This is a genomic window from Stutzerimonas marianensis, assembly GCF_022810315.1.
Taxonomy (GTDB): domain Bacteria; phylum Pseudomonadota; class Gammaproteobacteria; order Pseudomonadales; family Pseudomonadaceae; genus Stutzerimonas; species Stutzerimonas marianensis.
In genome coordinates, this window is the sequence record NZ_JALGRD010000007.1 from 235,602 (window position 1) to 255,001 (window position 19,400).

17 protein-coding genes are annotated in these 19,400 nt (G+C 63.1%); 13 read left to right on the forward strand and 4 right to left on the reverse strand.

Features of this window, described 5'->3' with window-relative positions:
* Positions 1 to 2 precede the first annotated feature (2 nt).
* Positions 3 to 611 carry a transcriptional repressor LexA gene (lexA, locus tag MST27_RS14080; RefSeq protein ID WP_243606570.1) on the reverse strand — a complete coding sequence of 203 codons (609 nt, stop codon included), beginning with the start codon at positions 609 to 611 and terminating at the stop codon, positions 3 to 5.
* A gap of 196 nt (positions 612 to 807) precedes the next feature.
* Here lexA and MST27_RS14085 point away from each other — a divergent pair, with 196 nt between their 5' ends.
* The 8 genes from MST27_RS14085 to MST27_RS14120 all read left to right on the forward strand — a co-directional run bounded on the left by MST27_RS14085 (position 808) and on the right by MST27_RS14120 (position 7,764).
* Positions 808 to 1,515: a TetR/AcrR family transcriptional regulator gene (locus MST27_RS14085; protein WP_243606571.1), complete on the forward strand. Its 708-nt coding sequence runs from the start codon at positions 808 to 810 to the stop codon at positions 1,513 to 1,515.
* 38 nt (positions 1,516 to 1,553) lie between these two features.
* Positions 1,554 to 2,093, forward strand: coding sequence for a L,D-transpeptidase (locus MST27_RS14090; RefSeq protein ID WP_243606572.1), 540 nt, complete (start codon positions 1,554 to 1,556; stop codon positions 2,091 to 2,093).
* Positions 2,094 to 3,092, forward strand: coding sequence for a beta-N-acetylhexosaminidase (nagZ, locus tag MST27_RS14095; RefSeq protein WP_243606573.1), 999 nt, complete (start codon positions 2,094 to 2,096; stop codon positions 3,090 to 3,092).
* Positions 3,093 to 3,106: 14 nt separating this feature from the next.
* Positions 3,107 to 3,844: an S-methyl-5'-thioinosine phosphorylase gene (locus tag MST27_RS14100; protein WP_243606574.1), complete on the forward strand. Its 738-nt coding sequence runs from the start codon at positions 3,107 to 3,109 to the stop codon at positions 3,842 to 3,844.
* A gap of 148 nt (positions 3,845 to 3,992) precedes the next feature.
* On the forward strand, positions 3,993 to 4,490 hold the full coding sequence (locus tag MST27_RS14105) for an LEA/WHy family protein (RefSeq protein ID WP_243606575.1): 498 nt from the start codon (positions 3,993 to 3,995) through the stop codon (positions 4,488 to 4,490).
* Positions 4,491 to 4,498: 8 nt separating this feature from the next.
* Positions 4,499 to 4,696 (forward strand): SEC-C metal-binding domain-containing protein, encoded by a 198-nt coding sequence (locus tag MST27_RS14110; protein ID WP_243606576.1) that lies wholly within the window; start codon positions 4,499 to 4,501, stop codon positions 4,694 to 4,696.
* Between the two features lie 7 nt (positions 4,697 to 4,703).
* Positions 4,704 to 5,168 (forward strand): DUF2489 domain-containing protein, encoded by a 465-nt coding sequence (locus MST27_RS14115; RefSeq protein WP_243606577.1) that lies wholly within the window; start codon positions 4,704 to 4,706, stop codon positions 5,166 to 5,168.
* A 61-nt stretch (positions 5,169 to 5,229) separates the two neighbouring features.
* A complete protein-coding gene (locus tag MST27_RS14120) occupies positions 5,230 to 7,764 on the forward strand; it encodes a penicillin acylase family protein (protein WP_243606578.1) in 2,535 nt (844 codons plus the stop codon).
* Positions 7,765 to 7,795: 31 nt separating this feature from the next.
* On the opposite strand, the gene tsaA is transcribed toward MST27_RS14120, so the two are convergent.
* Positions 7,796 to 8,488: a tRNA (N6-threonylcarbamoyladenosine(37)-N6)-methyltransferase TrmO gene (gene tsaA / locus MST27_RS14125; protein WP_243606579.1), complete on the reverse strand. Its 693-nt coding sequence runs from the start codon at positions 8,486 to 8,488 to the stop codon at positions 7,796 to 7,798.
* 359 nt (positions 8,489 to 8,847) lie between these two features.
* Between tsaA and betT the strand changes: the two genes are divergently transcribed.
* The 3 genes from betT (at position 8,848) to betA (ending at position 14,199) form a co-directional block, all read left to right on the forward strand.
* Positions 8,848 to 10,911, forward strand: a complete 2,064-nt coding sequence (gene betT / locus MST27_RS14130; RefSeq protein WP_243606580.1) for a choline BCCT transporter BetT — start codon at positions 8,848 to 8,850, stop codon at positions 10,909 to 10,911.
* Between the two features lie 84 nt (positions 10,912 to 10,995).
* Positions 10,996 to 12,468 (forward strand): betaine-aldehyde dehydrogenase, encoded by a 1,473-nt coding sequence (gene betB, locus MST27_RS14135; protein WP_243606581.1) that lies wholly within the window; start codon positions 10,996 to 10,998, stop codon positions 12,466 to 12,468.
* Positions 12,469 to 12,522: 54 nt separating this feature from the next.
* Positions 12,523 to 14,199, forward strand: coding sequence for a choline dehydrogenase (betA, locus tag MST27_RS14140; protein ID WP_243606582.1), 1,677 nt, complete (start codon positions 12,523 to 12,525; stop codon positions 14,197 to 14,199).
* Positions 14,200 to 14,265: 66 nt separating this feature from the next.
* On the opposite strand, the gene rimO is transcribed toward betA, so the two are convergent.
* Complete coding sequence (gene rimO / locus MST27_RS14145) at positions 14,266 to 15,588, reverse strand: 30S ribosomal protein S12 methylthiotransferase RimO (protein ID WP_243606583.1); 1,323 nt, start codon at positions 15,586 to 15,588, stop codon at positions 14,266 to 14,268.
* A gap of 120 nt (positions 15,589 to 15,708) precedes the next feature.
* Positions 15,709 to 17,292 (reverse strand): GGDEF domain-containing protein, encoded by a 1,584-nt coding sequence (locus MST27_RS14150; protein WP_243606584.1) that lies wholly within the window; start codon positions 17,290 to 17,292, stop codon positions 15,709 to 15,711.
* 227 nt (positions 17,293 to 17,519) lie between these two features.
* Here MST27_RS14150 and MST27_RS22520 point away from each other — a divergent pair, with 227 nt between their 5' ends.
* Entirely contained in the window at positions 17,520 to 18,998 is a 1,479-nt protein-coding gene (locus MST27_RS22520) for a DUF7125 family protein (protein ID WP_243606585.1), read from the forward strand.
* The gene (locus MST27_RS14160) at positions 18,991 to 19,395 is read left to right on the forward strand and encodes a response regulator (RefSeq protein ID WP_243606586.1); all 405 of its coding nucleotides are present in this window, start codon (positions 18,991 to 18,993) and stop codon (positions 19,393 to 19,395) included. Before MST27_RS22520 ends, MST27_RS14160 begins: the two co-directional genes overlap by 8 nt.
* Positions 19,396 to 19,400 lie beyond the last annotated feature (5 nt).

The window sequence follows — 19,400 nt, forward strand, 5'->3', positions numbered from 1 at the left end:
CTTCAACGGCGAATCACGCCGACACTCAAGCCTTCGATCACCAGTTCCTGCTGTTCGAGATCGACCTCTATAGGGGCGAACTCAGGATTCTCAGCCAGCAGCCATACCTTGTTCCCTTCTCGTTTGAAGCGCTTGACGGTCACTTCATCGTCCAGGCGTGCCACGACCACCTGACCATTGCGCGCTTCACGCGTCGTATGCACCGCGAGCAGGTCGCCGTCGAATATGCCGATGTCCTTCATGCTCGTGCCGCGTACACGCAACAGGTAATCGGCACGGGGATGAAAAAATGCAGGGTTGATCTGACAGGATTCTTCGATGTTCTGCGCGGCAAGAATGGGGGCACCTGCCGCGACACGACCGATCACGGGAAGCCCGTTCTCCTCGGCTGCCGGTTCGATGCCTGGCACCCGGATGCCTCTGGATGCGCCTGGCGTCATTTCAATCGCACCCTTGCGGGCCAGTGCCTTGAGGTGCTCCTCGGCGGCATTCGGTGATTTGAAGCCCAACTCCTGCGCAATTTCAGCGCGTGTCGGCGGATAGCCGTTGTCTTCCAAGCATCGCTTGATGAAGGCAAGGATTTCCGACTGCCGCGGGGTCAGCTTGATCATGATGGGCTCTGTTCTTTTATACAGGTGCTGGGATTATATACAGTGATCTGACCTTGGCAATCCTTGTTTGGTTGAGCCGGGCGCGGGCATGATGCAAGCTTTCCGACATGGCGCCCGGGCCCACGGCGGTTTCAGGTTGACTTGGTTCGGGCCGAAACGTAAGTTTCAAACACTTGTTTGGTGTTCGGGAGAGGGCATGGCGCAGTCGGAAACAGTCGAGCGGATTCTGGATGCGGCGGAACAGCTGTTCGCGGAAAAAGGCTTCGCCGAGACATCGCTTCGCCTGATCACCAGCAAGGCGGGGGTCAACCTCGCGGCGGTCAACTATCACTTCGGCTCCAAAAAGGCCCTCATCCAGGCGGTCTTCTCTCGGTTTCTCGGTCCGTTCTGTGCCAGCCTGGAGCGAGAACTGGACCGGCGTGAAGCCCAGTCTGACAAGACCGATAGCTTGGAGGAACTGCTGGAAATCCTCGTCGAGCAGGCTTTGGCGGTCAAACCCCGAAGCGGTGACGACCTGTCGATCTTCATGCGGCTGCTGGGCTTGTCCTTCAGCCAGAGCCAGGGGCATCTGCGGCGTTATCTGGAAGACATGTACGGCAAGGTGTTCCGTCGTTACATGATGCGCGTGCACGAAGCTTCGCCAGCGATTCCACCCATCGAGCTGTTCTGGCGGGTGCACTTCATGCTCGGGGCGGCGGCATTCAGCATGTCCGGGATCAAGGCGCTTCGCGCCATCGCCGAGAATGACTTCGGTGCGAAGACGTCGATCGAGCAGGTCATGCGGATGATGGTGCCGTTCCTCGCTGCGGGGATGCGAGCCGATTCAGGCGGGCTCGACGCGACGCTGGCGCAAGCTCAACCCATCGCACGGCGCAACGCGCTGGCGATGCCTGCCAAGGGTTGAGTTCACCGTCCGCGGTCGATCGGCTAAGCTACCGGCCCATGCTTACACTCGATTTGCTCCATGTTTCCATCGCTGACCAGCGGCTCTATGGCTTCTCGGGCGGGCGGCTGCGTGTGCGCTTGCCAATATCTTCCGCCCGTAACGGGGTAGGCGAGCAGAATGGTTCCGGTTGTACCCCTCGCGGGCGTCACCGGGTCCGCGCCCGTATAGGTGAAGGCTTGCCCCTTGGGGCTGTGTTACGGGGGAGGCGTTGGACCGGAGAAGTATGGACGCCGGCATTGCACGAACAGTACCCCGGGCGAGACTGGATCCTGACCCGGATTCTCTGGCTCAGCGGTTGCGAGCTCGGCTTCAATCGTCTTGGGGCGGTGGATACCTTTCGCCGCTACATCTATTTGCACGGCACGCCTGATACCGAGCCCATGGGCGTGCCGCTATCTCACGGTTGCATCAGGCTGCGTAACGCGGATTTGCTCGCTCTCTTTCCCCTGGTGCCCGCTGGTTGTGAGGTCCATATCGAAGAGGCGGCCCGTCCGGAATGGGCAAGCGCGGTGCTCGATGAAGGATTGACGTCGTAAATGCTTGGTTCATTGATGCTGGATATCGCAGGCACCTGGTTGAGTGCCGAGGATCGTCACCTGCTGCGCCAGCCCGAGGTCGGCGGGTTGATCCTGTTTGCCCGCAATATCGAACACCCTCGTCAGGTCGCGGAGCTTTCGAGGTCGGTTCGCGCGATTCGGCCGGATCTGCTTCTGGCTGTGGATCAGGAGGGCGGGCGCGTCCAGAGGCTGCGCCGTGATGTCGTGCGCCTGCCGGCGATGGGCGACTTCGCTGGCCGTCAGGATGCGGCGCAGCTGGCCGAAACCTGTGGTTGGGTCATGGCCACCGAGGTGCTCGCGGTGGGGCTCGACTTCAGCTTCGCGCCGGTACTGGATCTTGATCACCAGCGCAGCGCGGTCATTGGTGCCCGCTCGTTCGGCGGTGATGCGGTGCAAACGAGCAAGCTTGCAGGCGCATTCATGCGGGGGATGCGGCGGGCCGGCATGGCAACCACCGGCAAGCACTTCCCGGGGCATGGTTGGGCAGAGGCCGATTCGCATGTCGCGATCCCCGTGGATGAACGATCGCTGGACCTGATCCGCGAGCAGGACATGGTGCCTTTCCGCCAGTTGGCCGGCGAGCTCGATGCCGTGATGCCGGCGCATGTCATCTATCCAGCGGTCGATGACCAACCGGCTGGGTTTTCTCGCCGCTGGTTGCAGGACATCCTCCGTCAGGAGCTGGGCTTTCGCGGCGTGATCTTCAGCGACGATCTGTCGATGGCGGGCGCGCACGTCGCCGGCGATGCGGCCAGTCGCATCGAGGCCGCTCTTGGGGCTGGGTGCGACATGGGGCTTGTGTGCAACGATCGCGCTGCGGCTGAACTGGCGCTCAGTGCACTGCAGCGCCTGCGCGTTCAAGCGCCTCCAGCACTGAAGACGATGCGCCGCCGGTGCGTTGGCTCGCTGGAATACAAGCAGAATCCGCATTGGCTCGCCGCGCTTGAATCACTCAAGTCGGCAGGCCTCGTTGCCTGAACCAAGGAAAACGCATGACTGTTCACGCCATCATCGGCGGCACCGGCCTGACCGAGTTGCCAGGCCTTACCCTGAGTGAAGCGCGCTTCATCGAAACGCCTTACGGCCCTCCGTCCGCGGACATCCTGAGGGGGCAGTACGCGGGTAATGACATCCTCTTTCTCGCCAGGCACGGCCACCCCCATCGCATCCCTCCGCACCAGGTGAACTACCGTGCCAATCTCTGGGCCTTGAAGCAGGCCGGTGCCGACGCTGTGCTCGCAGTCAATGCGGTCGGTGGCATTCATGCCGCGATGGGGGCAGGCCATCTGTGCGTACCGCATCAACTGATCGACTACACCTACGGCCGCGAACACACTTTCTTCCAGGACGACATCGACCACGTCACGCACGTCGATTTCAGCTATCCCTATGACGAGGCGCTGCGGCAACGCTTGATCGGCGCGCTGGCTGCCGAAGGCTATGCGTTCAGCAGTCATGGCGTGTATGGCTGCACGCAGGGGCCGAGGCTGGAGACGGTGGCCGAGATTGCCCGGATGGAGCGTGACGGATGCGACATCGTCGGTATGACCGGGATGCCCGAAGCGGTATTGGCGAGGGAGCTGGACCTGCCGTATGTCTGCCTTGCGCTGGTCGTCAATCCGGCTGCGGGAAAGACCACCGGGATCATCACCATGGCCGAGATCGAGGCTGCATTGAAGGAAGGAATCGCCAAGGTTCGAGCAGTTTTGGCGCGTGCGCTGCTCGGGTGAGTAGGCCCCGGAAGGTGGCGCGCTGGCTTCACGCGCCACCTGGGCAGGACGGTAGCAAAGTCGTAGCACAGACGTGCTAAATTCGCCTACCAGTGCATTGCAGGCCAAGGGGTGCTTGCTACACTTGGTCGTCCTTTGGAGTACCGGAATGCTGTGCCACGCGCCGATAAGAAGAATATCCAGAGTTGTGGTCTTGCTGGGTTTGCTAACCGCCACGGCGGGCTGTTCCACCTGGTTTTCCAGTGATTTCCAGGATCCTGACGTCCAGTTGACCGATGTCGAGATCATCAAGGCGCGATTGCTTGAGCAGCAATTCATGCTTCGCTTTCGTATCGACAACCCCAACGAGCGGAGTCTTCCGGTCCGAGGCCTCGTCTACCGGGTCCATCTCAACGACGTCGAACTGGCCAAAGGTGAGTCCAGTGCCTGGGCGACTATCCCCGCGCACGGTTTCGAATACTACGAAGTGCCGGTGCACACAAATCTCTGGCGTCACATGAAATACATCGTCCGCCTGCTCGAGAAACCCGACAGGCCGATTGCCTATCGGCTGGACGGCGAGCTGAAAACCGGTCTGATGCTCGGACGGGGCGTGCACATCTCGACCAATGGCGAGATAATCCCCGGCAACTTTATCCCGGAGTAGCGACACCGATGAACCAGCAGCCACATGTGCACGGCCCCGATTGCAACCATGACCACGAGCATGAGCACGGCCACGCCCACCATGTCCATGGTCCGCATTGCAGCCATGGGCACGACCCCGTGCGCAATCCCCTGAAGAGCATCGGTCGCAACGACCCCTGTCCATGCGGCAGCGACAAGAAATTCAAGAAGTGCCACGGAGCCTGACGCGCTGATGACGTCCTGGGCCATTACCCTGTTCATCGTCGGCCTGCTGGTCATCGCGGCACTGGCGGGCTATGCGCTTTATCTGTGGCGCAAGGTCTGGCGGCGGGAGCAGCAATTGGCTGCGTTGCAGGCCAATCAGCATGCTGCCCTGGCCGAGGATCTGCGCATTCTTGCCGGCAGCCTGCTCGACGAGCAGGTTCCGTTGATCGAGGGAGCCATTCGCATCAAGGTGCTGCTCGACAACTACGATGCGCAGCTTGGCCAGGATCCGCGCTGCCAGGTCTTCCAGCGGTTGTTCGAAGCGACCGCTACCGTGCCGACCCACGCCGCCTGGAATGCTCTTGACCGGGCCGAGCGTCGCCGACATGAAGCCGCGTTCAGCGCGCTCGAGTTACAGCACAAGGCGGAAGCCCGGCGATCTGCGCGCTGGTTGCTCGATGAGGCCCTGCCGAAGGGCCGCCAGGCTGCCTGATCGCTCCCGCCGAGCATCTATCCTTTCCGTTCTTCAATCGTTCGCCTGCGAGGAGTCCTCGATGTCGCTGCGTCTGCCGTGTGTTCTGCTTCGCCTGTTTGCAAGCGCTGCGCTGGCAACGGGGGCGCTCTCGGGCTGCCAGGCTTATCTCGACAGTCGCTACAGCGACAGCTTGCCCCCGACGCAGGGTGTCCAGGCGATCACCGGCCTGGACAAGAGTGTCAGCATCCGGCGCAACGCGATGGGTATGCCACTGATCGAGACGGCGACCTTTCACGATGCCCTGTTCGGCCTGGGTTACATCCACGCCACGGATCGCCTGAGTCAGATGGTCAGCCTGCGCCTGATGGCCCAGGGACGCCTGTCGGAGATGGCGGGGCCCGGCATGCTTGACGTTGACAGGTTCATGCGGGCCGTCAACCTGCGGCACAGCGCGTCGGTTCTGTACCGCGACAGTTCGCCACGGCTGAAGAAATTCTTCGAGGTCTACGCCCGGGGCGTCAACGCCTATCTCTTCCGCCACCGAGACCGGCTGCCGATGGATCTCGCGGCGGCTGGCTACCAGCCGGAATACTGGAAGCCCGAGGACTCGGTACTGGTGTTCTGCCTGCTCAATTTCGGTCTGTCGGTGAATCTCCAGGAGGAGATTGCTTCGCTCGTCCTGGCGCAGAAGGTAGGGAGCGACAGTCTGGCCTGGCTCGTACCCACGTATCCGGACGAAGCCCTGCCGGTCGGGGAGGCGGAAAAATTGAAGGGGCTGGAGCTGAGTGGCACGATCCCTGGGCTTGCCGCGCTGGTAGGCGCGAGCCAGCAGGTCGCGGACTTGAATATGCTCGGCGTAGCCGCTTCCAACAATTGGGTCGTCGCCGGGAGCAACACTCGAAGCGGCAAGCCGTTGCTCGCCAACGACACGCATCTACCGCTATCGATGCCCTCATACTGGAATTTCGTGCAGATCAGGGCCCCGAAGTTCCAGGCAGCAGGCGTCACCATTGCCGGCGTTCCGGCGGTCGTCGCGGGTTTCAACGGCAAGCTGGCCTGGGGCATGACGATGGTCATGGGCGATACCCAGGATCTGTTCCTCGAGCAGGTCAGGCAGGAGGGCAATCAGTGGCGTTACCTGGCAGACGGGAAGTGGGTGCCACTGCGTGAGCGCCACGAGACCTTCTTCATCAAGGGGGAGCGTCCTGTCCGTGAAACGATCTACGAAACCCGCAACGGGCCGCTGCTCAACAGTGTGCTGGGCGAGCGCAAGCATCCGCTGCAGCCGCTCCGGATGAGCACTGGTTATGGGGTGGCTTTGAAAGGCCTTCCGTTCGAAGGCGACCAGTCCCTGGATGCGTTTTTCGACCTTTCCCGTGCGCAGTCGGTGGACCAGGCGTTCGAGGCGACTCGCGAGATTCGCGCCGCGGCGTTGAATATCCTGTTTGCCGACGAACAGGGCATCGGATGGCAAGTGACCGGGCGCTTCCCGAATCGGCGCGAAGGCGTCGGCCTGCTACCGTCACCGGGCTGGGATGGTCGTTATGACTGGGATGGCTTCGCCGATCCGATGTTGCACCCTTACGATCAGGATCCGATGCAGGGCTGGTTGGGTACGGCCAACCATCGCACCGTGCCGAAGGGGTACGGCATGCAACTGTCCAATTCCTGGTATTACCCTGAGCGAGCCGAGCGCATCGAGCAGTTGCTTGGCGCTGGCAAACAGGACGGCCGCAGCACGACGGCCATGCAGTACGACCAGACGACCCTGTTCGCGGCCAAGTTGAAGGCGATGTTCGAAGCGCCAGGTATGGCCGAGCCGCTGGAGGCTGCGATCGATGCACTAGCCGAGCCGGCGCGCGGTGACGCGCGACTGGCCTTGGCGCGCCTGCTGCGCTTCGATGGCACGCTCACCGCCGACTCTGCGGATGCGGCGCTCTACGAGGCCTTTCTGAGCGAATCCGGCCGTGCGATCTTCCTCGACGAGCTCGGCCCTGATACCGAGGCGGCATGGCAGGCCCTGGTCGAGATGGCGAACGCATCCTACTCGGCGCAGGCCGACCATCTGCTGGCGCGGGACGACAGCCCGTTCTGGAACGATGTCTCGACGCCCGAGCAGGAAGACAAGCCGCGAATCCTGGCCCGCGCGCTCGCCGCCGCGGTCGACTACATGAAGCGGGCGCAGGGACCTGATCCCGCCAGCTGGCGGTGGGGAGGGCTGCACACCTACCGCTGGCAGACGGAAACCACCCGTCTTGCGCCTTACCTGCCGGCGGGGCAGCGCAGCGGCGTGAAGGCGATTGCCAGTTATCTGGACCGTGGCCCCTATGCCGCTGGTGGCGACCACAGCACACTGAACGTCTCGGCTTACCGCTGGGGAGAGGATTTCGATACCTGGCTGATTCCGGCCATGCGCATCATCGTCGATTTCGGTCGGGAGGAGCCGATGCTCGGGCTCAATAGCTCGGGGCAGTCGGGCAATCCTGCAAGTCCGCATTACGCCGATGGCATCGACGCCTGGTTGAAGGGCCAATACCAGAGCTTCCCGTTCAAGGCGGAGAACCTCGACAAGGTCTACGGCAACCAGCGGTTGCTGCTCACGCCTGCGAAATAGACGCGCGCCCTGGCGCCCTGGCGCGAGCCGGTCAGGCCTTCACCACCTCGAGCACCCGGATCCTGTCCGGGGCCGGGTAATGCCAGCGGACATCCACGTCCCAGAGTCGCGTGCCGTAGCGGCGTTCCGGGGGCGGCACCTGGTAGGCCGGGCGTGGGTCTTGCGCCAGACACTGTTCGATCAGTTCCACCAGTGGTTCGCTGAGCCGCCCGGCCTGCTGCCTGGCCTGGGCCAGCGCGTTTTCCGTCCACTGCACGGCTATCGCGCCAGGCGCTTCTGCGGCGAGCTCGTTACGCGCCTCGGCAATGGCGTCCGCATAGGGCACGTAAGGCTTGATGTCCAGCACTGGCGTGCCGTCGAGCAGGTCGATACCGGATAGGCGCAACCGGCCGGGCTCGACGCCTTCGAGCCGCACGACCGATTGGCCAATGCCGTTGGGGCGATGCGTCGATCGAGTCGCGAAAACCCCCACCATGCGATTGCCGCCGAGGCGGGGCGGGCGTACTCGCAAGCGCGGTTGCGCCTCCAGTGCTTCGTGGAAAAGGAACAGCAGCCATACGTGACTGACCTGCTCGAGCCCTTCCAGCGCAACGGCCTGATCGAAGGGAGCGACGAGTTCAAGCACGCCCCGAGCGGCCGGCGCCAGATGAGGCTGGCGGGGGATCGCGAATTTTTCCTTGAAGCACGAACGCACGAAACCGATGGGTGAGACGCGATAGGGCATGTCGGCGAATTCGATTGAGGGAGCTATAGCTTAGCGAAGGCGATGGTCGTCGAGGTCCTTTACATGACCGTTTGTTGTCTGAGCACTACAGGTAATGGAGGTCGTGCGTGCAGGGTTGCAGGTATTCGTGTAGGATGGCCGCCCTTTTTTAGAAGATGAGCTATTTTTGATTTACGGCTGCATGGCTGAACCCCTTCCGCGCCAAGGTTGCGACGACCTTCGGCGGCATTCGGCGTACCGCCTTTCGGTACGACCCCTTTTCGGCAGCGACCTTCGCTGCCCTCCAGGCAGCGCCCAGGTCTGCCACCTCCATCGCGCCGCGATGTCCACTATCAGAACAAGTTCAGGAGAACGAACTGATGAACGAGGCTGAGCTCTCACCCAACGATAACGATTCATCCCGGGATCGCATCAACCCGGTCGTGTTCTACAGTTCAGCGATCGCGATCGTGGTGTTCGCGCTGTGGACCATGTTTTCCACTGACGCGGCATTGCAAGTGATCAATGCGGTACTCGGCTGGATTTCCGATACCTTCGGCTGGTTCTACTTCCTTGCCGTGGTGGCTTACCTCACCTTCGTCGTGGTGATCGCGACCAGCCGCTACGGCAAGATCCGCCTTGGGCCGGATCATTCCAAGCCTGAATTCAACGTCCTGACCTGGGCGGCAATGCTGTTCTCTGCCGGTATCGGCATCGACCTGCTGTTCTTCTGCATCGCCGAGCCGATTACGCAGTTCCTCGAACCGCCAGTGGGCGAGGGTGGGTCGATCCAGGCCGCACGCCACGCCATGGAGTTGACCTTCCTGCATTGGGGGTTGTCCGGTTGGGGCGTGTACACCTTGGTGGGTATGTCGCTGGCCTACTTCAGCTTTCGCCAGGGACTGCCGCTGTCGATTCGTTCCTCGCTCTATCCGATCTTCGGCAAGGGCATCTACGGACCGATCGGTCATACGGTGGACACCGCCGCGGTCCTGGGCACCGTCTTCGGCATCGCGACCAGCCTCGGGATCGGCATCATCCAGCTCAATTTTGGGCTGAACTACATCTTCGGCGTGCCCGAAGGCACCTTCACCCAGGCGGTCCTGGTGGTTTTGATCGTCGTGTTTTCCGCCATATCGGCCGCGACCGGCGTGGAGCGCGGCATACGCCGGTTGTCCGAATTCAATATGCTGCTGGCCGTGCTGCTCCTGCTCTTCGTCCTGATCGCCGGCGAGACGACCTTCCTGCTCAACGCGCTGGTGATGAACATCGGCGACTACTTCTCCAATTTCATCGGGCTGTCGTTCGACACCTACGCCTATCAGCAGCCTACCGAGTGGCTGAACGCCTGGACCGTCTTCTTCTGGGCCTGGTGGATCGCATGGGGGCCCTTCGTCGGGCTGTTCCTGGCGCGCATCTCGCGTGGTCGTACCATTCGCGAGTTCGTCGTCGGGACCCTGTTGCTGCCACTGGCCTTCATGATGGCCTGGATGTCGATCATGGGTAACAGTGCCATCGAGATGGTCATGAACGGTGCCGTCGAGTTCGGCGCACAGGCAGTTGCCAACCCTGGGTCATCCATCTATCTCTTCCTGCAAAGCCTCCCCTGGGCGGGGTTGACCACCGCCGTCGCCACCATCCTGGCGATCGTGTTTTTCGTCACGTCAGGCGATTCGGGGTCGCTGGTCTTGTCGAACTTCACCTCGATTCTCAGGGATGCCAACAGCGATGCGCCGGTGTGGATGCGTGTGCTGTGGGCCGCGATCATCGGCGTGCTGACCTTGGCGCTGCTGATCGCCGGCGGCCTCACCGCGTTGCAGGGCACTGTGGTGATCATGGGCCTGCCATTCTCCATCGTGCTGGTATTCATGATGGTGGGCCTGTTCAAGGCGCTGCACGTGGAAGGTGTGATGGCAGACAGCTACCAGAAAAGCCTGGCCGGGCATCTGTCCGGTCGCGCGACGCTGGAGCATGCGCACATGAACTGGAGCCAGCGATTGTCCCGTGCCATGAGTTTCCCGAGCCTGTCGCAGATTCGTCGCTACCTGAAGGAGACCTGCCGGCCGGCAATGGAAGAGATCCAGAAGGCGCTCGGCGAGAAGGGCGTGCCGGTGGAGATCATCGAAGGCGAGGCCGGCAACGAACATCTCATCCTCAACGTGAACCTGGGCACGGAGCTGGATTTCACCTATCAGATCTGGCCGCTGCGCAGCGCCATGCCGTCCTTTGCCGTGCGCACCTCCAGCAGCAGCGCCCATTACTACCGGCTCGAGGCGCACCTGCGCCAAGGCAGTCTGGGCTATGACCTGATGGGCTACTCAAAGCGCCAGCTGATCGAGGACATCCTCGACCACTACGAGCATCACATGCAGTTCCTGCATCTGCAGCGCGAGCAGGGCACCCTGTCGGACGGCGCATCCGAGCCGGGTACCGCAGGCAACTGATCCCGGCCGTGTACGCCACGGCTTCTTTCACATCACGGCAGGGCCTACCCGGCCCGGCCGTTCGGACATCGCAAGAGGTACATCATGGCCCGTTACCCACGGCAACAACTCTACATCGATGGTGCCTACGTCGACGCAAGCGGCGGCCGTTTCTTCGAGAGCATCAACCCCGCCAATGGCGAAGTCCTGGCGGAGGTCGCTCAGGCTTCGGCTGCCGACCTCGAGCGCGCGGTCCAGAGTGCCGAGAAGGGGCAGAAGATTTGGGCTTCGTTCACCGGCATCGAACGTGCCCGTGTGATGCGCAAGGCGGTCGATATCCTGCGCGAGCGCAATGACGAACTGGCTCTGCTCGAAACCCTCGACACCGGCAAGCCGCTAATGGAGACCCGCAGCGTCGATATCGTCACCGGCGCCGACGTGCTGGAGTATTACGCGGGGCTGGCGCCGGCCATCGAAGGCGAGCAGATACCGCTGCGAGATACGAGCTTCGTCTATACCCGTCGCGAGCCGCTGGGTGTCGTCGCCGGTATCGGTGCCTGGAACTATCCGATCCAGATCGCCCTGTGGAAAGCAGCGCCCGCTCTGGCGGCGGGCAACGCGATGATCTTCAAACCCAGCGAGGTGACGTCGCTGAGCGCGCTCAAACTGGCGGAAATCTTCACCGAGGCGGGTTTGCCCGCCGGTGTGTTCAATGTGTTGACCGGAACCGGGGCGGAAATCGGCGCGCTGCTTACCGAGCATCCGCGCATCGCCAAGGTGTCCTTTACCGGTGGTGTGGCAACCGGCAAGAAGGTGATGTCCAGCGCCGCAGCGTCGTCGCTCAAGGACGTCACCATGGAGCTTGGGGGCAAGTCGCCCCTGATCGTCTGTGACGACGCGGACCTCGATCGCGCCGCCGACATCGCGGTGATGGCCAATTTCTTCAGCTCCGGGCAGGTCTGTACCAACGGCACCCGCGTGTTCGTGCCCCGTCAGCGGCTCGCTGAGTTCGAGGCCAAGCTGCTGGAGCGGGTCAAGCGCATCCGCATGGGCGACCCGCAGGACGAGCGGACCACCTTCGGCCCGATGGTCAGCTTCGCGCACATGCAGAACGTGCTCGGCTACATCGCCAAGGGCAAGGCGCAAGGCGCCAGGCTGCTTTGCGGGGGCGAGCGCGCCACGGCTGGCGAGTTTGGTCGTGGTGCCTACGTCGAGCCCACGATCTTCAGCGATTGCACCGATGACATGATCATCGCCCGCGAAGAGATCTTCGGCCCGGTCCTCAGCCTGTTGACCTATGACGACGAAGACGAAGCGGTCCGCCGCGCGAACGACAGCGACTACGGCCTGGCTGCCGGCGTGGTCACCCGCGACCTGGCCCGCGCTCACCGCATCATTCACCAGATGGAAGCGGGCATCTGCTGGATCAATACCTGGGGTGAGTCGGCCGCGCAGATGCCGGTCGGTGGCTACAAGCAGTCCGGTATTGGCCGCGAGAACGGCATTTCGTCCCTGGCGCACTACACGCGGTTGAAATCCGTGCAGGTGGAACTGGGCGACTTCGCCTCGGTTTTCTAGACAGGCGCGGCGCCCGCGCCCGGCGGTGAGCCGGGCGGGGCTATAGGAGGAACCATGGAATACGACTACATCATCATTGGCGCCGGCTCGGCCGGGAATACCTTGGCGGCACGCCTGACCGAGGATGCGGATGTCAGCGTCCTGCTGCTGGAGGCCGGTGGCCCCGATTACCGCCTGGATTTCCGCACCCAGATGCCCGCCGCGCTGGCGTATCCCTTGCAGGGCACCCGCTACAACTGGGCCTACAAGACCGACCCCGAGCCGCACATGAACAACCGCCGCATGGATTGTGGACGCGGCAAGGGCCTTGGCGGCTCCTCATTGATCAATGGCATGTGCTACATCCGCGGCAATGCGCTGGACTACGACAACTGGGCCAAGGCACCAGGCCTCGAGGACTGGACGTACCTGGACTGTCTGCCTTATTTCCGCAAGGCGGAAAGCCGCGATACCGGCCCCAACGACTATCACGGCGGAGACGGCCCGGTCAGCGTGACGACCCCTAAGCCCGGCAACAACGAGCTGTTCCATGCCATGGTCGAGGCGGGCGTGCAGGCCGGTTACCCAAAGACCGAGGACCTCAACGGCTATCAGCAGGAAGGTTTCGGCCCGATGGACCGCACCGTCACGCCGAACGGTCGCCGCGCCAGCACCGCCCGCGGCTATCTCGACCAGGCCAAGGACAGGCCCAACCTCAAGATCCTGACCCATGCGGTGACGGACCGGGTGCTGTTCGAAGGCAAGCGCGCGGTCGGCGTGACTTACCTGCAAGGCCGTGAGCAACCCACGACCGTTCGGGCGCGACGGGAGGTCCTGCTCTGCTGTGGAGCCATCGCGTCTCCGCAGGTGCTGCAGCGCTCGGGTGTCGGTCCGGCCGCGCTGCTCAAAGGGTTGGGCATCCAGCTGGTGCAGGACCTGCCGGGCGTTGGGCAGAACCTGCAGGACCATCTGGAGATGTACCTGCAATACGAGTGCACGAAGCCGGTCTCGCTCTATCCGGCATTGAAGTGGTGGAACCAGCCGGCGATCGGTGCCGAATGGCTCTTTCGAGGCACCGGCATCGGCGCCAGCAACCAGTTCGAAGCGGGTGGTTTCATTCGTAGCCGCGACGAGTTCGAGTGGCCCAACATCCAGTTCCACTTCCTGCCGGTGGCGGTCAGCTACAACGGCTCCAACGCCCATGACGGACACAGCTTCCAGGCGCATGTAGGCTCGATGCGCTCACCGAGCCGGGGCCGCGTGCAGATTCGCTCGACCGATCCCCGGGTCGACCCGAGCATCTTGTTCAACTACATGTCGCACGAGCAGGATTGGCAGGAGTTCCGCGACGGCATCCGGTTGACCCGCGAGATCATGAACCAGCCGGCGCTCGATCCCTATCGAGGGCGCGAACTGAGCCCCGGCCTCGAGGCGCAGAGCGATGCGGACCTGGACGCCTTCGTCCGCGAGCACGCCGAGACGGCCTACCACCCTTCATGCTCCTGCAAGATGGGCACGGACGACATGGCGGTCGTCGATGGGCAGGGGCGGGTGCATGGTGTGGAAGGGCTGCGCGTGGTAGATGCTTCGATCATGCCGCAGATCATCACTGGCAACCTCAACGCGACCACCATCATGATCGCCGAGAAGATCGCCGATCGCATTCGTGGGCGAGAGCCGCTGCCGCGCAGCACGGCGAAGTATTACGTGGCCGGCGATGCGCCGGTGCGCAGGCCGCCGCAGCGAGGCTGAAGGGTTTGCCACGCAGGAACGAAAACGCCCCGCATGTGCGGGGCGTTTTCGTGTCCGGGGCCTGGCTCAGATCGCTTCGGCCCAGAGATCGTACTCATCGGCGTTGGTGACGCGTACCCGCACCTTATCGCCCGGTTGCAGCGGCTTGTCGCTGTCGACGTAGACCATGCCGTCGATCTCGGGCGCGTCGGCATAGGAGCGGCCGATGGCGCCGTCCTCATCGACTTCGTCGATCAGTACCTCGATCTCCTGGCCGATCTTGCGCTCCAGGCGTGCGGCACTGATGGCCTGCTGGTGCGCCATGAAGCGGTCCCAGCGGTCCTGCTTGATCTCGTCCGGTACCGGCTCCAGACCCAGCGCTTCGGCCGGCGCACCTTCGACGGGCGAATACTGGAAACAGCCGACCCGGTCCAGCTGCGCTTCGGTGAGCCAGTCGAGCAGGTACTGGAAATCCTCTTCCGTCTCGCCGGGGAAGCCGACGATAAAGGTCGAACGGATGGTCAGCTGCGGGCAGATTTCACGCCACTTCTTGATGCGTGCCAGCGTCTTGTCCTCGAAGGCCGGGCGCTTCATCGCCTTGAGCACCTTCGGGCTGGCGTGCTGGAAGGGAATGTCCAGGTAGGGCAGCAATTTGCCCTCGGCCATCAGTGGAATCACGTCATCGACGTTGGGGTAGGGGTAGACATAATGCAGGCGAACCCACACCCCCATCGACGACAGGGCCTGGCAGAGCTCCAGCATGCGCGTCTTGACCGGCTGGCCGTTCCAGAAATCGGTCTTGTATTTCACGTCCACGCCGTAGGCGCTGGTGTCCTGGCTGATCACCAGGATTTCCTTCACGCCCGCCTTGACCAGCCGCTCGGCCTCGCTGAGCACGTCCCCCACGGGGCGACTGACAAGCTTGCCGCGCATGGATGGAATGATGCAGAAGCTGCAGCTGTGGTTGCAGCCTTCGGATATCTTCAGATAGGCATAGTGGCGCGGGGTGAGCTTGATGCCCTGCGGCGGGACCAGGTCGACGAAGGGGTCGTGGTCGATTTTCGGCGGTACGACCTCATGCACGGCGTTGACCACCTGCTCGTACTGCTGCGGGCCGGTCACGGCGAGGACGCTGGGGTGGACGTTGCGGATGTTGTCTTCGGCCACGCCCATGCAGCCGGTGACGATCACCTTGCCATTCTCGGCGATGGCCTCGCCGATGGCGTCCAGCGATTCGGCCTTGGCGCTGTCGATGAAGCCACAGGTGTTGACCACCACCACGTCGGCGTCCTGGTAGGTGGGCACGATCTGATAGCCCTCCATGCGCAGCTGGGTCAGGATGCGTTCGGAATCCACCGTGGCTTTCGGGCAGCCAAGCGAAACGAATCCGACAGTAGGAGCTTTGCTCATCGGGTTACCTCAGGACACCGTGCTTAAAAGGCGCGGGAGTATACAGCGATTTGCGTCCGTTCGAACCTGCTGTTGCGGACCAGGCGTCGGCTGGCGGACGGGGTGACGGCGTCGCGTCGCTCAGCCGGGCCTGGGCGCGTCGGGTTCGGCGATTTCCGAGCGGTTGCGCCCGCGTTGCTTGGCCTTGTAGAGCGCTCCGTCTGCCAGCTTGAGCGTGCGCTCGATGTGCTCGGCATGATAGGGCCAGAGCGCGATACCTAGCGAGATGGTGATATGACCGACGTCGGGCAGGTCGTCCTGCTCGACGCTTTGACGCAGGCGTTCGGCGACCAGCAAGGCGGATTCCAGATTGGCCTCGGGCAGAAGAATCAGGAACTCCTCGCCACCGCTGCGGCAGAGCACGTCCGCACCACGCGAGCAGGCGGTCATCAATTGCGCCACGTAACGGATCACGTTGTCGCCCACGTCGTGTCCGTGGGTGTCGTTGATGCGCTTGAAATGGTCCAGATCCAGGGCAATCACAGCGAAAGGGCGCCGCTCCGCGGCCATCGCCTCGAGCGCCAACTGCAGGCCGCGGCGGTTGTGCAAACCGGTCAGTGGATCGGTCTGGGCGTCGAGGTTGAGCTTGCCGATGCGCTGGTGGAGCAGGCTGATGCCCAACTGCAGGGCGCGCTTGAGCTGTGCCGCCTCGAAATACCAGGAGCGGATGCGCTGGATGCGTTCGGCGCTTTCAGGCGCATCCATTTCGCTGGCGCTCTGCGCCAATTGCCACAGCGGTCGTGTGATCAGCCTGGCGAGTCCCCAGATACACAAGAGGGTCAGCAGCGCGAGCGGTGCCGTCTCGCGCAGGACCTTGAGCATCAGCCCGTCGAGCGGGTGAAGGGTATCGGCTGTCGGCCGTTGGGCGACCACGCCCCAGCCGGACGCCGGCGAGGTCGCGTAGCCGGCCAGCATGTCCACCCCTTGGCTGTTGATGATGCGTTGGCTGCCCGACTCGCCGCGCAGCACCTTGTCGATCACCTCGTTCTCGCCCACGACTGTGCCCAGCCGCGCAGGGTCGGGGTGGTACAACAATCGCCGCGACCGGTCGACGGCATAGAGATAGGAGCCGTCGAGGTAGAAGTGATCGCCCAGCAGGCTGTTGAGGATGTTGCGGTCCTTTAGGTAGATAGCCCCGCCGATGTAGCCCAGGTAGGTGCCGTCCTCGGCGGTGATCGGGTGCGAGATCATGACCACCAGTTCGCCGATGGCAGACATGTAAGGGCTGCTGATCAAGGGGCGGCGCTCACGCAGCGCTTGGCGCGCGCCGGGCGAGTCGAGCTTCTGCCCGACCAGCCGTACGGATCGCGGCGCGGTTGCACGCACCACGCCGTAGGCGTCCGTAATGAGCACGGCGTTGAAACTGTCGGTTTGCCGCCGGAGGCGGTCGGTCTCCCTGGCCAACGTCCGGTCATCGAAGCGCGCCGCGAGGCTTTCCGCACTCACCGACAGTTGCTGCTGTGCACCCCGGAAAAACAGCTCCGTACTGTTGGCCAGCTTGGCCGCATAGGCGCGGTTCGCCTCCAGCGTACTGTCGATGAGCGATTCGCGCTGCACCTTGTAACTCGCGTAAAAGCCGATGCTGAGCGTGACCAGTCCGCTGAGCATGGCGAGCAGGATGATCAGTCGGCGCAAGTCCAGGCGCGGCAGGCGGGCTGAGTGCATAGGGGGTTTTTGTTGTCCTCGGGGTCGCGGCGCATGGTAGGTGTTTTGGTCAGGTGGCTCCAGTCCGCTGTTCACTTCATGACCAATGAGCGCCGTCAGGCAGGACGTGCGGTTGGCTTCGCCGCGCTGAACGTCGGCGTTGCGCAGTTGACCAATGTAGATAGCGTCCGGGTTGGGGGCGGTACATTTGCTAACATGCGCCCTATTGACCGAAACGAGTAGCTGCTGTGAGCGAAACCGATACCCATGTGCCACCGGGGCCAGCGCGTGTCCCGACCGGCGTACCCGGGCTGGACGCCGTGCTCGAGGGTGGCCTGCTGCCTAGAGCGGTGTATATCGTCCAGGGTGGCCCGGGTGAAGGCAAGACCATCCTGGCCAATCAGATCTGCTACAGCTGGGCGGCACGGGGAGAGCGGTCGCTCTATGTGACCCTGCTGGCCGAAACCCATCACCGGTTGTTGCGGCACCTGCAGAACATGGCGTTCATGGACAACCGTCACGCCGGCACCTCCGTCACCTATGAAAGCGCCTTCGATATCCTGCGTACCGACGGCCTGGAAGGCGTGCTGCGTTACCTGTCCCGCAACGGCAAACGGCAGCAGGCCTCGCTGATCGTCATCGACGGGCTGTTCGCCCTCGAGGAAAACGCCCATTCCGAGCGGGCCTTCCGCGAATTCATCAACGACCTGTCGGTGTACGCCGACGTGGTGGGTTGCACGATTCTGCTGCTGACCAACAGCAAGCGCGATTCGGGGAGCCCTGAATTCACCATGGTCGACGGCTGGCTGCAGCTGGGTAGCGAAGAGGACTACTCGCGCACCTATCGCTATCTGCAGGTGCGCAAGTTCCGAGGCAGCGGCTTCGTGGCCGGTCGCCACATGACGGCCATTTCCAATGCCGGGTTCCGTGTGTTTCCACGGCTGGAAGCCGTTACGGGCGAGCTCGAGTCGGCCGAGATGCGAGACCAGCGGCTGTCGACCGGTGCCGCCGGGCTGGATGCGATCATCGAGGGAGGCATTCCCTACTCGTCGACCACCTTGCTGGTTGGCCCGACCGGCGTGGGCAAGACCACGCTGGGGCTGAGCTTCATCTGCCAGAGCACGGTCGAGGAGCCCGGGTTGGTATTCGGCTTCTACGAGGATGAGCATCGTCTGCGCCGCCGCGCCGATGCCCTCGGGCTCGAGCTGGGCGCTTTGATCGATAAGGGTGTCGTCGGAGTGGTCCATCACTCACCGACCGAGTTCCTGCAGGACGAGCTGGCCGAGGAAATCATCGAAACCGTGCGCCGCCACGGTGCAAGGCGGCTGTTCATCGATGGTGTGGACGCGTTCAAGCAGGCCTCGGTTGACTCGCAGCGGCTGGGGCGCTTCCTCAGTACGCTCACGGCGATCCTGCGCTGCGAAGGGGTGACCACGGTGTTCACCGCCGAGCTTGCCGAGATCGTTGGCGGCCAGCACGGCCTTCAATTCACGGCCGTATCGGCGATTGCCGAGAACATCATCTTGCTGCGATATGCCGAACTCGAGTCGCGGCTCTACCGCACGCTCGCCATTCTCAAGATGCGCGAGAGCGGTTTCGACCCTTATGTCTATGAATTTCACCTGGATGCGAGGGGCTTCCGCCTGGGCGAGCGGATGAAGGGGACCGAGGGCGTCATAACAGGCCGCCCGCACCGCCCGTCGCCGGCAGGGGAAGGGAATGAGTGACAACGGCCGGGACGGGCTGGCGCCGCTTGTGCTGCTGGTCGAGGACGAGCTCGGTCTGAGCAAACTGATGGTGATGATCCTGGAAGAGGAGGGGTATCGCGTCGTCGAGGCCGCCAATGGCGTCCTGGGCCTGGCCCTGCTGGAGCAGGAAATGCCCGCGCTGATCATCACCGACTACATGATGCCGGAAATGAACGGTGTCGAAATGGTTCGCGCCATCCGCCGCAATCCCGCCTACGACGCCGTGCCTATCCTGATGATGAGTGCGGCCATGCCCCAGCAGGTGCCTGGGCGTGACCTGGTCGATGCTTTCCTCGCCAAGGGCACCGGGCTGGAGCGGCTGACGTCCACCGTTCGTGCACTGATTGGCCAACCCCGGTCTGGCGGATCGGCCTGAGCGGC

What these genes read in the sequence shown, in the direction of transcription:
- lexA (WP_243606570.1), bottom strand. Translation starts at nt 611, where the DNA reads ATGATCAAGCTGACCCCGCGGCAGTCGGAAATCCTTGCCTTCATCAAG.
- MST27_RS14085 (WP_243606571.1), top strand. Translation starts at nt 808, where the DNA reads ATGGCGCAGTCGGAAACAGTCGAGCGGATTCTGGATGCGGCGGAACAG.
- MST27_RS14090 (WP_243606572.1), top strand. Translation starts at nt 1,554, where the DNA reads ATGCTTACACTCGATTTGCTCCATGTTTCCATCGCTGACCAGCGGCTC.
- nagZ (WP_243606573.1), top strand. Translation starts at nt 2,094, where the DNA reads ATGCTTGGTTCATTGATGCTGGATATCGCAGGCACCTGGTTGAGTGCC.
- MST27_RS14100 (WP_243606574.1), top strand. Translation starts at nt 3,107, where the DNA reads ATGACTGTTCACGCCATCATCGGCGGCACCGGCCTGACCGAGTTGCCA.
- MST27_RS14105 (WP_243606575.1), top strand. Translation starts at nt 3,993, where the DNA reads ATGCTGTGCCACGCGCCGATAAGAAGAATATCCAGAGTTGTGGTCTTG.
- MST27_RS14110 (WP_243606576.1), top strand. Translation starts at nt 4,499, where the DNA reads ATGAACCAGCAGCCACATGTGCACGGCCCCGATTGCAACCATGACCAC.
- MST27_RS14115 (WP_243606577.1), top strand. Translation starts at nt 4,704, where the DNA reads ATGACGTCCTGGGCCATTACCCTGTTCATCGTCGGCCTGCTGGTCATC.
- MST27_RS14120 (WP_243606578.1), top strand. Translation starts at nt 5,230, where the DNA reads ATGTCGCTGCGTCTGCCGTGTGTTCTGCTTCGCCTGTTTGCAAGCGCT.
- tsaA (WP_243606579.1), bottom strand. Translation starts at nt 8,488, where the DNA reads ATGCCCTATCGCGTCTCACCCATCGGTTTCGTGCGTTCGTGCTTCAAG.
- betT (WP_243606580.1), top strand. Translation starts at nt 8,848, where the DNA reads ATGAACGAGGCTGAGCTCTCACCCAACGATAACGATTCATCCCGGGAT.
- betB (WP_243606581.1), top strand. Translation starts at nt 10,996, where the DNA reads ATGGCCCGTTACCCACGGCAACAACTCTACATCGATGGTGCCTACGTC.
- betA (WP_243606582.1), top strand. Translation starts at nt 12,523, where the DNA reads ATGGAATACGACTACATCATCATTGGCGCCGGCTCGGCCGGGAATACC.
- rimO (WP_243606583.1), bottom strand. Translation starts at nt 15,588, where the DNA reads ATGAGCAAAGCTCCTACTGTCGGATTCGTTTCGCTTGGCTGCCCGAAA.
- MST27_RS14150 (WP_243606584.1), bottom strand. Translation starts at nt 17,292, where the DNA reads ATGCACTCAGCCCGCCTGCCGCGCCTGGACTTGCGCCGACTGATCATC.
- MST27_RS14160 (WP_243606586.1), top strand. Translation starts at nt 18,991, where the DNA reads ATGAGTGACAACGGCCGGGACGGGCTGGCGCCGCTTGTGCTGCTGGTC.